Source organism: Streptomyces cyslabdanicus (assembly GCF_052663305.1).
Window position 1 is genome coordinate 1 of record NZ_JBQRUW010000053.1, and the last position, 19,826, is coordinate 19,826.

1 protein-coding gene is annotated in these 19,826 nt (G+C 73.8%); it reads right to left on the bottom strand.

Annotation, left to right across the window (positions count from 1 at the left end; all coding sequences use genetic code 11):
• Window positions 1-19,818 (bottom strand): SDR family NAD(P)-dependent oxidoreductase (locus ACTYVM_RS29280; RefSeq protein WP_445528846.1); only part of this gene is annotated, 19,818 nt, incomplete at its 3' end.
• Window positions 19,819-19,826 lie beyond the last annotated feature (8 nt).

Here is a 19,826-nt window from a genome sequence, read left to right on the forward strand (position 1 = left end):
GGTGGGAACGGCCTCGGCGGTGGAAGCGGGACGGCGGACCAGACGGGCGGCACGGAGTTCGTCGTCCTGGAGGCGGAGTTGGGGTTCGTCGCCCAGGAGAGCGGCGAGCGGGAGCGGGAGCGGACGGGTGGTCTCGGGGTCGAGGTCGATCAGGCCGAAGCAGCCCGGGTTCTCGGACTGCGCGGAGCGCACCAGGCCCCAGACCGCGGCGGCCGCCAGGTCATGGCCGGTGGTCGCGCCCCGGGTCACGAAGACGAACCTGGTGGCGGCGTGACGTTCGTCCTCCAGCCGGGTCCGCACCAGCTCCAGCACCTGCCGGGTGAGGGCATGGGTGACGGCCGGGGTGTCGGCCGCGTCCTCGTGCTCCTGGACGGAGACGGGCAGCAGCACCAGGTCGGGCAGCTCGCCGTCGTCCGTCAGGGAGGCGCGCCGGCCGATCTCGGTGCCGGCCGCCCTCAGGCTCTCGACGAGCCCGAAGGGGTCCGCACCGACGATCTCCGCCGTCGGCTCCGCGGGCTCGGCCGGGGTGACCGCCGTCCCCGTGACCGGGGTCCAGTCGAGGCGGAACAGGGAGTCGCGGACGAGTGCCGCGGCGGAGCTGAGCGCCTCCGCGGACACGGCGCGCATGGTGAGCGCCCGGACGGCGGCCACGGGGACGCCGGTGGTGTCGGCGACGGCCAGGGTCAGCGTGCCGTCGGTGTCGCGGCCGAGCCGGACACGGACGGACGAGGCGCCGGAGGCGAGCAGCGAGACGCCGTTCCAGGAGAACGGGACGCTGCCGGTGGTGCCGTCACCGGCCGGGGCGGCGAGCCAGGCGGCATGCAGACCGGCGTCGAGCAGGGCCGGGTGGAGGCCGAAGCGCTCGGCTTCCTTCTGTGTGCCGTCCGGCAGAGCGATCTCCGCGAACACCTCGTCGCCGCGGCGCCAGGCGGTCCGCAGGCCCTGGAAGGCGGGACCGTAGGCGAAGCCCTCGGCCTCGCGTGCCTCGTAGAAGCCGGTCAGGTCAACGGGCTCGGCGTCCGCCGGCGGCCACACCGTGGCGTCGAACGGCGCGGCGGCCGTCGGGAGCCCGGCGGCGAGGACGCCGGTGGCGTGCTGGGTCCAGGGGGCGTCGGTGGACTGCTCCGGGCGCGAGTGGACCGTGACGGTCCGGCGTCCGGCGGCGTCCGCGGCGCCCACCCGTACCCGGGTGCGGACCGCGCCCTGCTCGGAGAGGACCAGCGGGGCGGCCAGGGTCAGTTCCTCGACGTGGTCGCAACCGACCTCGTCGCCCGCGCGGAGGGCCAGTTCCAGCAGGGCCGTGCCCGGGAGCAGGACGGTGCCGTGGACGGCGTGGTCGGCCAGCCACGGGTGCGAGTGCATCGACAGGCGCCCGGTGAAGACCATGCCTTCGTCCTCGGCGAGTTCGACGACCGCGTGGAGCAGCGGGTGGGCTGCCTCGCTGATGCCGATGGAGTTGACGTCCGTGGCACCGCGCTTACCGGCGGGCCAGAAGGGCCGGTGCTGGAAGGCGTAGGTCGGCAGTTCGAGGGGGCGGGCGCCGATGGGGGCCAGGAGCCCGGCCCAGTCGACGCGGGTACCGGTGGTGTGCAGCCGGCCGAGGGCGGCCAGGGCCGCGCGCTCCTCGGCCATGTTCTTGCGCAGGACGGGGATGGTAATGGCCTCGTCGGTCAGCGACTCCTGGGCCATCGCGGAGAGAACTCCGTCCGGACCCAACTCCAGGAACGTGGCCACCCCCTGCTCCACGAGCGTGGCCACCCCGTCCGCGAAACGAACTGCCTCACGGACGTGACGCACCCAGTACTCGGGCGAGCACAACTCCCCAGCCGTGGCCGGGGAACCCGTCAGGTTCGACACCACCGGGATCTCCGGGGCGGCGTACGACAGCCCCTCCGCCACCGCCCGGAACTCGTCCAACATCGGGTCCATCAGCGGTGAGTGGAAGGCATGGCTCACCTTGAGTCGGGTGGTCTTGCGGCCCTCCGCCTCGCATCGCGCGGCCAGTTCCAGCACGGCGTCTTCGACGCCCGAGACGACCACGGACGTGGGCCCGTTGAGCGCGGCGATCGACACCTCATCGCTGAGATGCGGAGTTACCTCGTCCTCGGTGGCCTGGACGGCCACCATCGCACCACCGGCCGGCAGCGCCTGCATCAGACGGCCACGAGCGGCCACCAGGCGGGCGGCGTCCTCCAGCGAGAACACCCCGGCGACGTGTGCGGCCGCGATCTCACCGATGGAGTGACCGGCCACGAAGTCCGGCGTCACACCCCACGACTCCACCAACCGGTAGAGAGCGACCTCGACAGCGAACAACGCGGGCTGGGTCCACCCGGTCTCGTTCAGCAGACCGGCGTCCTCACCCCACATCACCTCCCGCAGCGAACCACCCAACTCACCGTCCAGAACGGCGAGAACGACATCCAGGGCTTCCGCGAACACCGGGAACCGGCCGTACAGCTCACGCCCCATCCCCAACCGCTGCGAACCCTGACCCGAGAACAAAGCGGCACGACGGCCCGATGTCTGGTTACCGGTGACGACGGAGGGGTGGGCCTCGCCGGACGCGAGGGCGGCCAGGGCATGCACCGTCTCCTCGTGCTCGGTGGCCAGCACCACGCCGCGGTGGGTGAACAGGGAACGCTGGGTGGCGAGGGAGAACGCCACATCGGCGGGGCGCAGTTCGGGCGTCAGCTGGATGTGCGTGAGCAGGCGGGCGGCCTGGTCGCGCAGTGCCTCCGGCGACTTGCCGGAGAGCACCCACGGGACCACCTCGGGCTCCACCGCATCAGCCCCCGGCACCGAAGCGGCGACCGCAGTGCCCTGGATCACCTTCGCGGGCTGCTCCAGGATCACGTGGGCGTTGGTGCCGCTGATGCCGAAGGAGGAGACACCGGCGCGGCGCACCCGGTCCGTCTCGGGCCACTCGGTCTGCTCGGTGAGCAGCTCGACGGCACCGGCGTTCCAGTCGACGTGCGGGGACGGCTCAGTGATGTTGAGGGTGCGGGGCAGCACGCCGTGGCGCATCGCCATGACCATCTTGATGACACCCGCGGCACCGGCCGCGGCCTGCGTGTGGCCCAGGTTGGACTTCACGGAGCCGAGCAGCAGGGGACGGTCCTCCGGGCGGTCCTGACCGTAGGTGGCGATCAGGGCCTGGGCCTCGATCGGGTCACCCAGCGTCGTACCGGTGCCATGCGCCTCGACGACGTCCACGTCGCCGGTCGAGAGTCCGCCGCCGGCGAGCGCCTGCCGGATGACGCGCTGCTGGGAGGGGCCGTTGGGGGCCGTCAGACCGTTGGAGGCGCCGTCCTGGTTGACGGCGGAACCACGGACCACGGCGAGGATCCGGTGGCCGTTGCGGATCGCGTCGGACTGCCGCTCCAGCAGGAGCATGCCGACACCCTCCGCCCAGCCGACACCGTCCGCCGAGTCCGAGAACGCCTTGCACCGGCCGTCGGGCGACAGACCCCGCTGGCGGGAGAACTCGACGAACGCGGTGGGCGTCGACATCACGGTCACGCCGCCGGCCAGGGCGAGCGAGCACTCACCCGACCGCAGTGCCTGCGCCGCGAGGTGCATCGCCACCAGGGAGGACGAGCAGGCCGTGTCGACCGTGACCGCCGGCCCCTCGAAGCCGAAGGTGTACGAGACCCGGCCGGAGGCCACGCTGCCCGCGCTGCTGCCCTGGAAGCCCTCGAATTCCTCGCCGCCCAGCAGGCCGCCGTAGTCGTGATACATGACACCGGCGAACACACCGGTCGTGCTGCCGCGCAGGCTCTGCGGGTCGATACCGGCCCGCTCGATGGCCTCCCACGAGGTCTCGAGCAACAGGCGCTGCTGGGAGTCGGTGGCCAGCGCCTCGCGCGGGCTCATGCCGAAGAAGTCGGCGTCGAAGTCCGCGGCGTCGAGCAGGAATCCGCCGGAGCGGGTGTACGACGTGCCGGTGTGGTCCGGGTCCGGGTCGTACAGGGAGTCGACATCCCAGCCGCGGTTGGCCGGGAAGTCGGAGACGGCGTCCGTGCCCTCGCTGACCAGGCGCCACAGATCCTCGGGCGAGGCCACCCCGCCCGGGAAGCGGCAGGCCATACCCACGATCACGATCGGATCGTCCTGCGTCGTCGGCAGGAGCCGGACGGGGGCGAGCGTCTCGGCTTCAGCTCCGAAGAGTTCGGTGAGCAGGTGGTCGGCGAGCGCGGACAGCGTGGGATGGTCGAAGATCGCCGTCGCCGACAGACGCAGACCGGTCGCGGTCCGCAGCCGGTTGCGGAGTTCGACCGCGGTGAGCGAGTCGAAGCCGAGGTCACGGAAGGCACGGTCGGCGTCGATGTCGGATCCGGCGGCGTGGCCGAGGATCAGGGCAGCGCTCGCGCGGACCAGGTCGAGCAGGACCTCGTGGCGCTGCTCCCGGTCGAGACGGGCGAGCCTCTGGACCAGTCCGGCGTCCGCGCCCTCGGCGGCCCCGGTCGCGGCGGTGCGGCGCACGGGGGTGCGGATCAGTCCGCGCAGCAGGGCCGGGATCTCCGGCCGGCCCCGGAAGGCGGCAAGGTCGAGGCGGCCGGTGACGAGAGCGGCCTCGCCGGAGGTGAGGGCGGCGTCGAAGAGGGCGAGACCCTGCTCGACCGTGATCAGCGGCATCCCGGACTCGGCGGCCCGGCGGATGTCGCGCTCGTCGAGCCCGGCCGTCATGCCCGCGCCCTGCTGCCAGGGGCCCCAGGCGAGGGAGGTGGCGGGAAGACCGAGGGCCTGTCGGTGGGCGGCGAGGGCGTCGAGGAAGGCGTTGCCCGCCGCGTAGTTGGCCTGACCCGCGCCGCCGAAGACACCGGCGACGGACGAGAACACCACGAACGCGTCCAGATCCAGGTGCCGCGTCGCCTCATGGAGGTTCCAGGCGCCGTCCACCTTGGGCCGCAACACGTTGACGAGCCGTTCGCCGGTGAGCGAGTTCAGAACGCCGTCGTCGAGGACACCGGCCGTGTGGACGACCGCGGTGAGCGGGTGCTCCGCCGGGATCTCCGCGACCAGCGCGGCCACCTCGTCCCGGTCGGCGACATCACACGCCACCACCGAGACCTCGGCGCCCAGGCCCTCCAGCTCCGCCACCAGCTCACGGGCGCCCGCAGCGTCCGGGCCGGAGCGGCTGGTCAGCAGCAGACGCCGCACCCCACGCTCCGCGACGAGATGACGGGCCACCAGGCCGCCGAGGCCACCGGTACCGCCCGTCACCAGCACCGTCCCCTCCGACGACCAGGCGACCTGGACGGCGGAATCGGCGGTGGCACGGGCCAGACGGGCGGCAAGAGCGCGACCAGCGCGCAGCGCGAGCTGCGGCTCGTCCAGGGCCAGGGCGTGCGCGAGGACGGAGTCGGAGGCCCCGTCAATGTCGACGAATCCGAAGGCGCCGGGGTTCTCGGTCTGCGCGGAACGGACGAGGCCCAGCAGGGCAGCGGCGGCAAGGTCGGTCGCCGGGGCGTCGTCCGTGGCGACGGCACCGCGGGTGACGAGGACGAGACGAGAACCAGTCAGTCGGTCCTCCGCCAGCCACTCCTGAAGAAGGGTGAGGGCGGCGGCGGTCCGGGTGTGCACGGCACCCGGCGTGTCATCGCCGTCGGAACGAGGCGTCAACGGAACCAACACAGCACCGGGAACCGGCGCAGCGGCCGCGAGCAGATCGGCAAGCGTCGCATACCGCACAGCACCCTCGCCCACGGCATCGGCGAGCGCCTCCGTGTCCGGGCCCAGCAGGGCAACCCCTGCGGAACCGGTGCCTTCCGGCAGCGGGACCGGGGTCCACTCCAGCCGGAAGAGCGCGTCCCGCAGCTGTCCGGCGTCACCGGCCGGCTGGTCCGCGTCGACCGGGCGGGCGAGCAGCCGGGCGATGGAGACCACGGGCCGGCCGGCCGGGTCGACAGCGGTCACGGATACCGCGTTCGCACTCGCCGGAGCGAGCCGGACGCGCAGCGCGGTGGCGCCGGAGGCGTGCAGGCTGACGCCCTCCCAGGAGAACGGCAGACCACCGTCGTCGTCGGTGAGCAGCGCCGGATGCAGGGCCGCGTCGAGCAGCGCCGGGTGCACGGCGAAACCGGCCGCGTCATCGATGCCCTCCTCGGGCAGCGCGACCTCGGCATACAGCGTCTCACCCGTGCTCCAAGCGGCGGTGAGCCCCTGGAAGAGCGGACCATAGGCGAAGCCGCGAGCAACGAAGCGCTCGTAGGAGCCGTCGGTGTCAAGGGCCTCCGCACCGACAGGCGGCCACGCACTGACGTCGAAGTCGGCCTCGACGGCACTGCCGCCGGTCACCAACGTGCCGGTGGCGTGCAACGTCCAGGCACCGTCCGTGGCGCCCTCGGGGCGCGAGTGCACGGTGACTGTGCGTCGTCCACCATCGTCGGCGCCACCCACACGGGCCTGGAGCAGCACGGCGCCGTCCTGCGGCAGGGTCAACGGGGCAGCGAGGGTGAGTTCCTCGACCCGGTCGCAGCCGACCTCGTCACCCGCACGGATCGCGAGATCCAGGAAAGCGGTGCCCGGCAGCAGGATGGTGCCCATGACGGCGTGGTCGGCGAGCCAGGGGTGCGACTGGAGGGAGAGACGACCGGTGAAGAGCACGCCTTCGCCCTCGGCCAGCTCCACCGAACCGTTGAGCAGCGGGTGTCCGGCGGCGGTGAGGCCGACGACCGTGGCGGCGGAGTGCGTGGCGCTGGGCCAGTAGGTGGCGTGCTGGAAGGCGTAGGTCGGCAGGTCGACGCGGGTGGCGCCGGTGCCGGCGAAGAAGGCGTTCCAGTCGAGCCGCAGGCCCGCCGTGTGCAGGGCGGCGAGGGCGGTCAGGGCAGCGGTCTCTTCGTCACGGTCCTTGCGCAGGACCGGGATGGTGAGGGCGTCGTCGCCGGTCAGCGACTCCTGGGCCATCGCGGAGAGAACTCCGTCAGGACCCAGCTCCAGGAACGTGGTCACACCCTGTTCCTCGAGCGTGGTGACGCCGTTGGAGAAGCGGACCGCCTCGCGGACGTGGCGTACCCAGTACTCGGGCGAGCACAACTCCTCAGCCGTGGCCAGGGAACCCGTCAGGTTCGACACCACCGGGATCTCCGGGGCGGCGTAGGACAACCCATCGACCACCGCCCGGAACTCGTCCAACATCGGATCCATCAGCGGGGAGTGGAACGCGTGCGACACCCGCAGCGCCGTCGCCTTGCGGCCCTCCGCCTCGAACCGTGCCGCAACCTCCAGCACGGCTCCTTCCTCACCCGAAACGACCACCGAGGTAGGCCCGTTGACGGCGGCGACCGACACCACGTCGGTGAGGTACGGGATGACCTCGTCCTCCGTGGCCTGCACGGCCACCATCGCGCCGCCCGCCGGCAGCGCCTGCATCAGACGGCCACGAGCCGCCACCAGACGGGCCGCGTCCTCCAACGAGAACACCCCGGCCACATGAGCGGCCGCGATCTCACCGATGGAGTGACCGGCCACGAAGTCCGGCCTCACACCCCACGACTCCACCAACCGGTAGAGAGCGACCTCAACGGCGAACAACGCAGGCTGAGTCCACCCGGTCTCGTTCAGCAGACCGGCATCGTCACCCCACATCACCTCCCGCAGCGAACCACCCAACTCGCCGTCCAGAACGGCCAGCACGGCATCCAAGGCGTCCGCGAACACCGGGAACCGGCCATACAGCTCACGACCCATCCCGAGTCGCTGCGAACCCTGACCCGAGAACAACGCGGCACGACGGCCCGTCCGGGTGCGGCCGATGAAAGCGCTGGAGTCCGCCTCGCCGTCGGCGAGGGCGGTCAGGGCGCGGAGGGCGTCCTCCCGGCCGGTGGCCAGGACGACGGCGCGGTGGTCGAACGCGGAACGGCTGGTCGCCAGCGAGTGGCCGAGGTCGAGGGGGCGCAGCGCCGTGCGCTCGCGGACGGTGTCGAGCAGGCGGGCGGCCTGGTCGCGCAGTGCCTCGGGGGACTTGCCGGAGAGGACCAGCGGGACGACGACGGCTTCGGCATCGTCCGCTCCAGCCGCCTCCAGCTCCGCGACGGCGACCGGCTGCTCCAGGATGACGTGGGCGTTGGTGCCGCTGATGCCGAAGGAGGAGACACCGGCGCGGCGCACCCGGTCCGTCTCGGGCCACTCGGTCTGCTCGGTGAGCAGTTCGACCGCGCCCTCGGTCCAGTCGACGTGGGACGACGGGGTGTCCACGTGCAGCGTGCGCGGCAGCACACCGTGGCGCATGGCCATGACCATCTTGATGACACCGGCGACACCGGCCGCGGCCTGGGTGTGACCGATGTTCGACTTCAGCGAGCCGAGCCACAGGGGCTGCTCGTCGGTGCGGTTCCGGCCGTAGGTGGCGATGAGCGCCTGGGCCTCGATCGGGTCACCCAGGGTCGTACCCGTGCCGTGCGCCTCGACCGCGTCCACGTCACCGGTCGAGAGTCCGCCGCTGGCGAGGGCCTGGCGGATGACGCGCTGCTGGGACGGGCCGTTGGGAGCGGTGAGCCCATTGGAGGCGCCATCCTGGTTGACGGCCGAACCACGCACAACCGCGAGGATCTGGTGACCGTTGCGGATCGCGTCCGACTGCCGCTCCAGCAGGAGCATGCCGACGCCCTCGGACCAGCCGACGCCGTCCGCCGACTCGGCGAACGCCTTGGAGCGGCCGTCGGGAGCGAGACCCCGCTGGCGCGAGAACTCGATGAAGGTGCTGGGCCTCGACATGACGGTCACGCCGCCGGCCAGGGCGAGCGAGCACTCGCCCGACCGCAGTGCCTGGGCGGCCCAGTGCAGGGCGACCAGGGAGGACGAGCAGGCGGTGTCGACGGTGACGGCCGGACCCTCGAAGCCGAAGGTGTACGAGACGCGGCCGGAAGCGACGCTGCCCGCGCTGCCCTGGCCCTGGAAGCCCTCGAACTCCTTGCCGCCCAGCAGGCTGCCGTAGTCGTGGTACATGACGCCGGCGAAGACGCCGGTGCGGCTGTCGCGGAGGCTGTGTGGGTCGATGCCGGCCCGCTCGATGGCCTCCCACGAGGTCTCGAGGAGCAGACGCTGTTGGGAGTCCGTCGCCAGCGCCTCGCGGGGGCTCATCCCGAAGAAGTCGGGGTCGAAGTCGCCCGCGTCGTGCAGGAATCCGCCGGAGCGGGTGTACGAGGTGCCGGAGTGCTCGGGGTCCGGGTGGTAGAGGCCGTCCACGTCCCAGCCGCGGTTGGCCGGGAAGTCGGAGACGGCGTCCGTGCCTTCGCTGACCAGGCGCCACAGGTCCTCGGGCGAGGTGACGTCGCCCGGGAAGCGGCAGGCCATGCCGACGATCACGATCGGATCGTCCTCCGTCGTCGGCAGGAGCCGGACGGGGGCGAGCGTCTCGGCTTCAGCTCCGAAGAGTTCGGTGAGCAGGTGGTCGGCGAGCGCGGACAGCGTGGGATGGTCGAAGATCGCCGTCGCCGACAGACGCAGACCGGTGGCGGTGCGCAGGCGGTTGCGGAGTTCGACGGCGGTGAGGGAGTCGAAGCCGAGGTCGCGGAAGGCGCGTTCGGCGTCGATGTCGGAGCCGGCGGCGTGGCCGAGGACCAGGGCGGCGCTCGTACGGACGAGGTCGAGCAGGACCTCGTGGCGCTGCTCGCGGTCGAGCCCGGCGAGCCGCTGGACGAGTCCGGCGTCGGCACCGTCGGCGGCCCCGGTCGCGGCGGTGCGGCGCACGGGGGTGCGGATCAGTCCGCGCAGCAGGGCCGGGATCTCCGGCCGGCCGCGGAAGGCGGCGAGGTCGAGGCGGCCGGTGACGAGAGCGGCCTCGCCGGTGGTGAGGGCGGCGTCGAAGAGGGCGAGGCCCTGCTCGACCGTGATCAGCGGCATCCCGGACTCGGCGGCCCGGCGGATGTCGCGCTCGTCGAGCCCGGCCGTCATGCCCGCGCCCTGCTGCCAGGGGCCCCAGGCGAGGGAGATGGCGGGCAGTCCGAGGGCGTGGCGGTGGGCGGTCAGGGCGTCCAGGAAGGCGTTTCCGGCCGCGTAGTTGGCCTGACCCGCGCCGCCGAAGACACCGGCGACGGACGAGAACACCACGAACGCGTCCAGGTCCAGACAGCGCGTCGCCTCATGAAGGTTCCAGGCGCCGTCCACCTTGGGCCGCAGCACCGTGGCAAGGCGCTCCTCGGTGAGCGAGCCGAGCACACCGTCGTCGAGTACACCGGCCGTGTGGACGACCGCGACCAGCGGGTGCCCCGCCGGAACCGCCGCGACCAGCGCGGTCACCGCGTCCCGGTCGGCGACATCACAGGCCGCCACCGAGACCTCGGCACCCAGGTTCTCCAGTTCCGCCACCAGCTCACGGGCGCCCGCGGCGTCCAGACCGGAGCGGCTGGTCAGCAGCAGACGCCGCACCCCACGCTCCATGACGAGATGACGGGCCACCAGACCACCCAGACCACCGGTACCACCCGTCACCAGCACCGTCCCCTCGGACGACCAGGCGACGCGGGCGGCGGAGTCGGCGGTGGCGCGGGTCAGACGGGCGGCGAGGGCACGGCCTCCGCGCAGCGCGAGCTGCGGCTCGTCAAGGCCGAGGGCACGGGCAAGGGCGGAGTCGGAGGCGCCGTCGGCGTCCAGATCCACGAACCCGAAGACACCGGGATTCTCGGTCTGCGCAGAGCGCACCAGGCCCACCAGCGCGGCAGCGGCGAGGTCGGTCACCGGCGCGTCGTCGGTGGCGACGGCACCACGGGTGACGAGGACCAGACGAGAACCGCTGACCCGGTCCTCCGCCAGCCACTCCTGAAGGAGGGTCAGGGCGGCAGCGGTGCGGGTGTGCACGGCGCCCGGCGTGTCATCGGTGTCGGAGCCGGCCGTGAGCGGAACCAGTACGGCACCGGGGACCGGCGCGTCGGCCGCGAGCAGGTCGGCAAGGGTGGCATACCGGACGGCGCCCTCGCCGAGGGCCTCGGCCAGGTCTTCCGTGTCCGGGCCGAGCAGGGCGAGGCTCTCGGCGGCCGTGCCGTCGGGCAGCGGGACCGGGGTCCACTCCAGCCGGAAGAGCGCGTCCCGCAGGTGTCCGGCGTCGCCGGTCAGCTGGTCGGCCCCGACCGGGCGGGCGAGCAGCCGGGCGATGGAGACCACGGGCCGGCCGGCCGGGTCGGCGGCGGTCACGGACAGCGCGTTCGCGCCCGCCGGAGCGAGCCGGACGCGCAGCGCGGTGGCGCCGGAGGCGTGCAGGCTGACGTTCTCCCAGGAGAACGGCAGGCCACCGTCGTCGTCGGTGAGCAGTGCGGGGTGCAGAGCGGCGTCGAGCAGTGCGGGGTGCACGGAGAAGCCGGCCGCGTCGTCGTGGCCCTCCTCGGGCAGCGCGATCTCGGCGTACAGCACCTCGCCGGCCTTCCAGGCGGCGGTGAGGCCCTGGAAGAGCGGACCGTAGGCGAAGCCGTGGGCGGCGAAGCGCTCGTAGCAGCCCTCGGTGTCGAGGGCCTCTGCGCCGGCCGGCGGCCAGACGGTGGTGTCGAGGGCCGTGCCGGTGACGGCGGTGTCGGACAGGGTGCCGGTGGCGTGCAGGGTCCAGACGCCGTCGGTGGCGTCCTCGGGGCGGGCGTGCACGGTGACGGTGCGCCGGCCGGCCTCGTCGGCGGCGCCCACCCGGACCTGGAGCAGCACGGCGCCGTCCTGCGGCAGGGTCAGCGGCGCGGCGAGGGTGAGATCCTCGAGGTGACCGCAGCCGGCCTCGTCGCCCGCGCGGATCGCGAGGTCGAGGAGGGCGGTGCCGGGCAGCAGGACGGTGCCGTGCACGGCGTGGTCGGCGAGCCAGGGGTGGGTCTGGAGGGAGAGGCGGCCGGTGAGCAGCACGCCTTCCCCGCCGGGGAGTTCCACGGCGGCGCCGAGCAGGGGGTGGGACGCGGAGCCGAGTCCGGCGGCGCGCATGTCGTGCGGATGTGCCGCTCGGGCGGCGGGCCAGAACCAGCGGTGCTGGAAGGCGTAGGTGGGCAGGTCGACGCGGGCGGCCCCGCCGACGGTGAGCGCGGAGGTCCAGTCGGCGTCGATGCCGAGGACGTACAGCCGGCACAGGGCGGTGACGAGGGCCTGCTCCTCGCTCCGGTCCTTGCGGAGCACGGGCACGGTGACGGCGCCCTCGGTGACGGACTGCTGCGCCATGGCGGACAGCACACCGTCGGGGCCGAGTTCGACGAAGGTGGTGACGCCGTGTTCGCCGAGGGTGCCGACGCAGTCGGCGAACCGGACGGCGTCACGGACATGACGCACCCAGTAGTCGGCGGAGCACAGGTCGGCGGGGTCGGCGAGGGTGCCGGTGAGGTTGGAGACGACCGGGATCGCCAGGGCTGCGTAGGTGAGCCCCTCGGCCACCGACCGGAACTCGTCCAGCATCGGGTCCATCAGCGGCGAGTGGAAGGCATGGCTGACGCGCAGCCGGCTGGTGCGCCGTCCCTGCTCGGTGAAGTGCCCGGCGACCGCGAGGGCGGCGTCCTCGGCGCCGGAGACGACCACGGACGACGGTCCGTTGACGGCGGCGATGGAGACGTCGTCGGTGAGGAGCGGGAGGACCTCGTCCTCGGTGGCCTCGACGGCGATCATGGCGCCGCCCTGGGGCAGCGCCTGCATGAGGGCGGCGCGGGCGGCGACGAGACGGCAGGCGTCCGCCAGGGTGAGCACCCCGGCGATGTGCGCGGCGGCGATCTCACCGATGGAGTGACCGGCCACGAAGTCCGGCGTCACACCCCACGACTCCACCAGCCGGTAGAGGGCGACCTCGACGGCGAACAGTGCGGGCTGGGTCCATCCGGTCTCGTTCAGCAGACCGGCGTCCTCACCCCACATCACCTCTCGCAGCGAACCGTGCAACTCGCCGTCCAGGACGGTGAGTACGGCGTCCAGGGCCTCGGCGAACACGGGGACCCTGCCGTACAGCTCCCGGCCCATGCCGAGGCGCTGGGAGCCCTGTCCGGAGAACAGGAACGCGGTGCGGCCGCCGCGGGCGGTGCCGGTCAGCAGCGCGCTGTCGTCGGTCCCGGCGGCGAGGGCCGCGAGGGCGCGGAGCGCCTCGGTGCGGTCGGCGCCGAGGACGGCGGCTCGGTGGTCGAAGACGGAGCGGCTGGTGAGCAGCGAGTACGCGATGTCGGCGGGGCGGGTCTCGGGGTGGGCCTCGACATGGGCGAGCAGTCGGGCGGCCTGGTCGCGCAGGGCCTCGGGGGTCTTCGCGGACAGCGGCCAGGGGGCGGCCGGGAGTTCCTCGGCGGGGCCGCTCGGGGCGGCCGGGGCCGGGCCGGCGGCCGGCTGCTCGATGATGACGTGGGCGTTGGTGCCGCTGATGCCGAAGGAGGAGACGGCGGCGCGGCGCACCCGGTCCGTCTCGGGCCACTCGGTCTGCTCGGTGAGCAGTTCGACGGCGCCGGCGTCCCAGTCGACGTGCGAGGACGGGGCGTCCACATGCAGGGTCTGCGGGAGCACCCCGTGCCGCATCGACATGATCATCTTGATGATGCCGGCGACGCCCGCGGCGGCCTGGGTGTGGCCGATGTTGGACTTCACGGAGCCGAGCCACAGGGGCCGCTCCGGGTCACGGTCGCGGCCGTAGGTGGCGATCAGCGCCTGGGCCTCGATGGGGTCGCCCAGGGTGGTGCCGGTGCCGTGCGCCTCGACGACGTCGACGTCCTCGGGGGACAGTCCGCCGCTGGCGAGGGCCTGGCGGATGACCCGCTGCTGGGACGGACCGTTGGGGGCGGTGAGTCCGTTGGAGGCGCCGTCCTGGTTGACGGCGGAGCCGCGCAGCACGGCGAGGATCTCATGGCCGTTGCGGATCGCGTCGGACCGGCGCTCCAGGACGAGCATGCCGACGCCCTCGGACCAGGCGACACCGTCGGCGGCCTCGGCGAACGCCTTGGAGCGGCCGTCGGCGGCCAGGCCGCGCTGGCGGGAGAAGTCGACGAAGGTGCTGGGGGTCGACATCACGGTGACACCGCCGGCCAGGGCGAGCGTGCACTCCCCCGTGCGCAGCGCCTGGGCGGCGAGGTGCATGCCGACGAGGGAGGAGGAGCAGGCGGTGTCGACGGTGACGGCCGGGCCCTCCAGGCCCAGGGTGTAGGAGACGCGGCCGGAGGCGACGCTGGGGGCGCTGCCGTTGCCGCGGAAGGCCTCGTACTCCTCGCCGGTGAGGATGGTGCCGTAGTCGTTGTACATGACGCCGGCGAAGACGCCGGTGCGGCTGCCGCGCAGGCTGTGCGGGTCGATGCCGGCCCGCTCGACGGCCTCCCAGGACAGTTCGAGCAGCAGGCGCTGCTGGGAGTCGGTGGAGAGCGCCTCGCGCGGGCTCATGCCGAAGAAGTCGGCGTCGAAGGAGCCGGCGTCGTGCAGGAACCCGCCGGCGCGCACATAGGTGTGCCCGGGGCGGTCGGGGCCCGGGTCGTAGAGGTTGTCGACGTCCCAGCCGCGGTTGACGGGGAACGGTCCGGTGGCGTCGGCGCCCTCGCTGACCAGGCGCCACAGGTCCTCGGGCGAGGTGACGCCACCCGGGTAGCGGCAGGCCATGCCGACGATGACGATCGGGTCGTCGGTGGTGGCCGGCAGGGCGCCAGCGGGGGTGGGCAGGGGTATGTCGTCGCCGGTGCCGAGGAGTTCGTCGCTCAGGTGGTCGGCGAGCGCGTTCGGGGTCGGGTAGTCGAACACCATGGTCGCGGGCAGCCGCAGACCGGTGGCGGAGTTGAGGCCGTTGCGCAGTTCGACCGCGGTGAGCGAGTCGAAGCCGAGGTCCTGGAACTGGCGGGCCGCTTCCACCTGGCCGGCGTCGGCGTGGCCGAGGACCTGGGCGATCTGGGTGCGGACCAGGCCGAGGAGGGCCTCGCGGCGGGCGGCGGCGTCCAGTCCGGCCAGTTGCTGGGCGAGGCCGTCGGCGGTCACCGACACCTGGGCGGCGGCGCGGCGCACGGTGGTCCGGATCAGCCCGCGCAGCAGCGGCGCGATCTCGCCCTGGGTGCGCAGCACGGCCAGGTCGAGGCGGACCGGCAGCAGGACGGGGCCGCCGGTGGCGAGGGCCGCGTCGAAGAGGGCGACACCCTGCTCGACGGTGAGCGGGGGCATGCCGGAGCGGGCGATGCGCTCGACGTCGATGTCGGAGAGGGTGCCGGTCATGCCGACGCTCTGGGTCCAGGGGCCCCAGGCGAGGGAGGTGGCGGGCAGACCGAGGGCGTGGCGGTGGGCGGCGAGGGCGTCCAGGAAGGCGTTGCCGGCCGCGTAGTTGCCCTGTCCGGGGCTGCCGAGGGTGGCGGCGACGGACGAGAAGAGCACGAACGCGTCCAGGTCCAGGTCCCGGGTGAGTTCGTGCAGATGCCAGGCGGCGTCGGCCTTGGGCCGCAGCACGGTGTCGAGGCGCTCGGCGGTGAGGGAACCGATGACGCCGTCGTCGACCACACCGGCGGTGTGCACGACCGCGCTCAGCGGGTGCGCGGCGGGCACCCGGGCGAGGAGGGCGGCGAGCGCCTCCCGGTCGGTGACGTCGCAGGCGGCGACGTCGACCGAGGCGCCGAGTGCGGTGAGTTCGTCGACGAGGGCGGGGGCGCCGTCGGCGGCCGGGCCGCGGCGGCTGGCGAGCAGCAGTCGGCGGACGCCGCGTTCGGTGACGAGGTGGCGGGCGAGGACGCCGCCGAGTCCGCCGGTGCCGCCGGTGATCAGGACCGTGCCGTCCGGGTTCCAGTCGGCGCCGGCCTCGGGTGCGGGCACCCGGGCGAGCCGGGCGGTCAGTACGTCGGAGCCGCGTACGGCGAGGTCGGGTTCGTCGTACGCGGCGGCCAGGGCCGCCACCAGGGCCGCGGGGGCGGCGGGGGTGCCGGTGGCGAGGTCGAGGAGGGCGAAGCGGCCGGGGTTCTCGGTGCGGGCGGTGCGGATCAGACCGCCGGCCGCGGCGGCCGCCAGGTCACCACCCGCGGTGGCGTCGCGGGTGACAAGGACGAGCCGGGCGTCGGCGAACCGGTCCTCGGTCAGCCAGTGCTGTGCCAGGGCGAGCACGGCGGCTGCGGTGGTGTGGGCGGCGTCGGCGGCCGGGGTGTCCTGGTCGCCGGGCAGGGCGGTGAGCACGGTCCCGGGCACCGGGGCGGGGTCCGCGGCCAGTGCGGCCAGGTCGGGGTGGGCGGTGACCTGGACGCCGCCGGCGCGCAGCGCCTCGGCGAGGCCTGACGGGTCGGCGCCGACGAGGGCGACGGCCTCCGGGAGCTGCCCGGACGGGCTGCGCAGCGGGGTCCAGTCGACCTGGAAGAGGGAGTCGCGGTGGACGGCCCGGGCGGTGCCGGGGATGTCCTTGGGGACGGCGCGGGAGACCAGGGAGTCCACGGAGAGGACGGTGCCGCCCGCGGTGTCGTACACGGCGATGGAGACGGTGTCCTCGCCCACGGAGGTGATCCGGGCGCGGACGGTGGTGGCGCCGGACGCGGCGAGGTGCACGCCCTCCCAGGCGAACGGCAGGCCGCCCCGGCTGATGGCGCCGAGGTCGGTGTAGGCGGCGGCGTGCTGGGCGGCGTCCAGGAGCGCGGGGTGCAGGCCGAAGTCGGCGGGGTCGGTGCCGGCGTTCTCGGAGAGCGCGACCTCGGCGAACACCTCGGTGCCGCGGCGCCAGGCGGCGCGCAGGGCGCGGAAGGCGGGCCCGTAGTCGAAGCCGAGGCCGGCCAGGCGCTCGTAGCAGCCGTCGAGGTCGACCTGTTCGGCGCCGGCGGGCGGCCACACGGTGGCGTCGAAGGCGGCGTCCGGGGCGCCCGCCCCGGCGGTGAGGACACCGGTGGCGTGCTGCGACCAGGGCAGGTCGAAGCCGTCCTCGACGCGGGAGAAGATGCCGAGCGTGCGGCGGCCCGCGAGGTCGGGGGCGCCGACCCGGACCTGGAGCTGGACGGCGCCCCGCTCGGGGAGCACCAGCGGGGCGGCGAGAGTGAGTTCCTCGACGCGGTCGCAGCCGGCCTCGTCGCCCGCGCGGATGGCGAGTTCGACGAAGGCGGTGCCGGGCAGCAGGGCACGGCCCTGGACGCCGTGGTCGGCGAGCCAGGGGTGGGAGTGGACGGAGAGCCTGCTGGTGAACAGGAACCCTTCGTCGTCGGCGAGTTCGACGGCCGCACCGAGCAGCGGGTGGTCGGCGGAGCCGAGTCCGGCGGCGGTGACGTCCTGGGTGGAGCGGCCCGCGGCCGGCCAGAACCGCTGGTTCTGGAAGGGGTAGGTGGGCAGGTCGGCGCGCCCGGCGCCGGCGCTGTCGAAGAGGCGGGCCCAGCGGACGGTGAGTCCGCGGACATGCACCCGGGCGAGTCCGGTGAGGGCGGACTCCTCCTCGGCGCGGTCCTTGCGCAGCAGCGGGACGGCGGTGGTGCCCTCGGGCAGCGACTCCTGCGCCATCGCGGACAGCACGCCGTCGGGGCCGACTTCGAGGATGGTGGTGACGCCGCGGCCGGCGAGGGTGGTGACGCCGTCGGCGAAGCGGACGGCCTCGCGGACGTGGCGGACCCAGTAGTCGGCGGTGCACAGGTCGGCGGGGTCGGCGACGGCGCCGGTCAGGTGGGAGACGACCGGGATGCGCGGCTCGTGGTAGGTGAGGCCCCGGGCGACGCTCCGGAACTCCTCCAGCATCGGGTCCATGAGCGGCGAGTGGAAGGCATGGCTCACCCGCAGCCGGGTGGTCTTGTGGTCCTGCGCCTCGAAGTGCGCGGCGATCGCGGCGACTTCGTCCTCGTCACCGGCGACGACCACGGAGGACGGGCCGTTGACCGCGGCGATGGAGACCCGCTCCGTCAGATGCGGGACGACCTCCTCCTCGGTGGCGCGCACCGCGAGCATCGCACCGCCCCGCGGCAGCTCCTGCATCAGGCGGGCGCGGGCGGCGACCAGCGTGCACGCGTCCTCCAGCGACAGCACCCCGGCGACATGCGCGGCGGCGATCTCACCGATGGAGTGGCCGCCGACGTAGTCGGGGGTGACGCCCAGGGAGGAGACGAGGCGGTAGAGGGCGACCTCGACGGCGAACAGCGCGGGCTGGGTCCAGCCGGTCTCGTTGAGGAGTGCGGCGTCGGAGCCCCAGACGACCTCGCGCAGCGGGCGGTCGGTGTGGCGGTCGAGGAGGGCGGCGATCTCGTCGAAGGCCTCGGCGAACACGGGGAAGCGGGCGTGCAGTTCGCGGCCCATGCCGAGGCGCTGGGAGCCCTGTCCGGAGAACAGGACGGCCGAGGCGCCGTCGTCGACGGAGCCGTGGGCGATCTCGGTGGCGGCCGAGGCGTCGGTGCCAGCGCACAGCAGGACGGCCCGGTGCTCGAAGGTGGCGCGGCCGTCGGCGAGCGCGAAGCCGATGTCCAGCGGGTCGGCGCCGGGGTGGCTCTCGAGGTGGGCGGCGAGGCGCTCGCGCTGGGTGTCGAGCGCGGCGGCGGTGCGGCCGGAGAGGGTCCAGGGGACGAGCGCGGGCCGGGCCGCGGGGTCCGGGGCGGGCCGCTCGGGGGCGGTGGGGGCCTGCTCGAGGATGAGGTGGGCGTTGGTGCCGCTGATGCCGAAGGAGGAGACACCGGCCCGGCGGGCGCGGCCGGTCTCGGGCCAGTCGACGGCCCGGTCGAGGAGTTCGACGGCGCCTGCGGTCCAGTCGACATTGCTGGTCGGCCGGTCGGCGTGCAGGCTGCGGGGCAGCACGCCGTGCTGGATCGCCATGATCATCTTGATCACGCCGGCGGCGCCGGAGGCGGCCTGGGCGTGGCCGATGTTCGACTTGACGGAGCCGAGCAGCAGCGGCCGCTCACGGTTCTGGCCGTAGGTGGCCAGCAGGGCCTGCGCCTCGATCGGGTCGCCGAGGGTGGTGCCGGTGCCGTGCGCCTCGACCGCGTCGACGTCCGCGCCGGCCAGGTGCGCGTTCTCCAGGGCGGCGCGGATGACGCGCTGCTGGGACGGGCCGTTGGGGGCGGTGAGGCCGTTGGAGGCGCCGTCCTGGTTGAGGGCGGAGCCGCGCAGCACCGCGAGGACCTTGCGGCCCTCGCGCTGGGCGTCGGACAGCCGCATCAGGACGAAGAGGCCGGCGCCCTCGGCCCAGCCGGTGCCGTCGGCGTCGTCGGAGAACGGCTTGCAGCGGCCGTCGGCGGCCAGTCCGCTCTGCGAGGTGAACGCGATGAACGGGTGCGGCGTCGCCATCACGGACGCGCCGCCCGCCAGGGCCAGGGAGCACTCGCCGCCGCGCAGCGCCTGCGCGGCCAGGTGCAGGGAGACCAGCGAGGAGGAGCAGCCGGTGTCGACGGTGACGGCCGGGCCCTCTGCGCCCAGGAAGTAGGAGAGCCGGCCGGAGATCACGCTGGCGGCGTGACCGGTGGTGGAGTACACCTCGGCGTCCTCGTCGGACGCCTTGATGACCTCTCCGTAGTCCTGTCCCGTGGTGCCCATGAACACGCCCGTGCGGCTGCCCCGCAGCGCGGAGGGGTCGATGCCGGCCCGCTCCAGGGCCTCCCAGGCGATCTCCAGGAGGATGCGCTGCTGCGGGTCCATGGCGACGGCCTCGCGGGGCGAGATGCCGAAGAACCCGGGGTCGAAGCCGGCGGCGTCGTCGAGGAAGCCGCCGACCTGGGCGAGGCTGCTGCCCTCGCCGCCGCCCGCCAGCCGGTCCAGGTCCCAGCCGCGGTCGGTCGGGAACGGACCGATGACGTCGCGGCCCTCGGCGACGAGCTCCCAGAGGTCCTCGGGGGAGACGACGCCGCCGGGGAAGCGGCAGCCGATGCCGACGACCGCGATCGGCTCCGCCGCCGACGCGACCAGCTGCTCGTTCTGCTTGCGCAGCCGCTCGATCTCCTTCAGGGACGACCGCAGCGCCTCGACGTACTTGTTGGTGGACGTGCTCATCGTGTTCC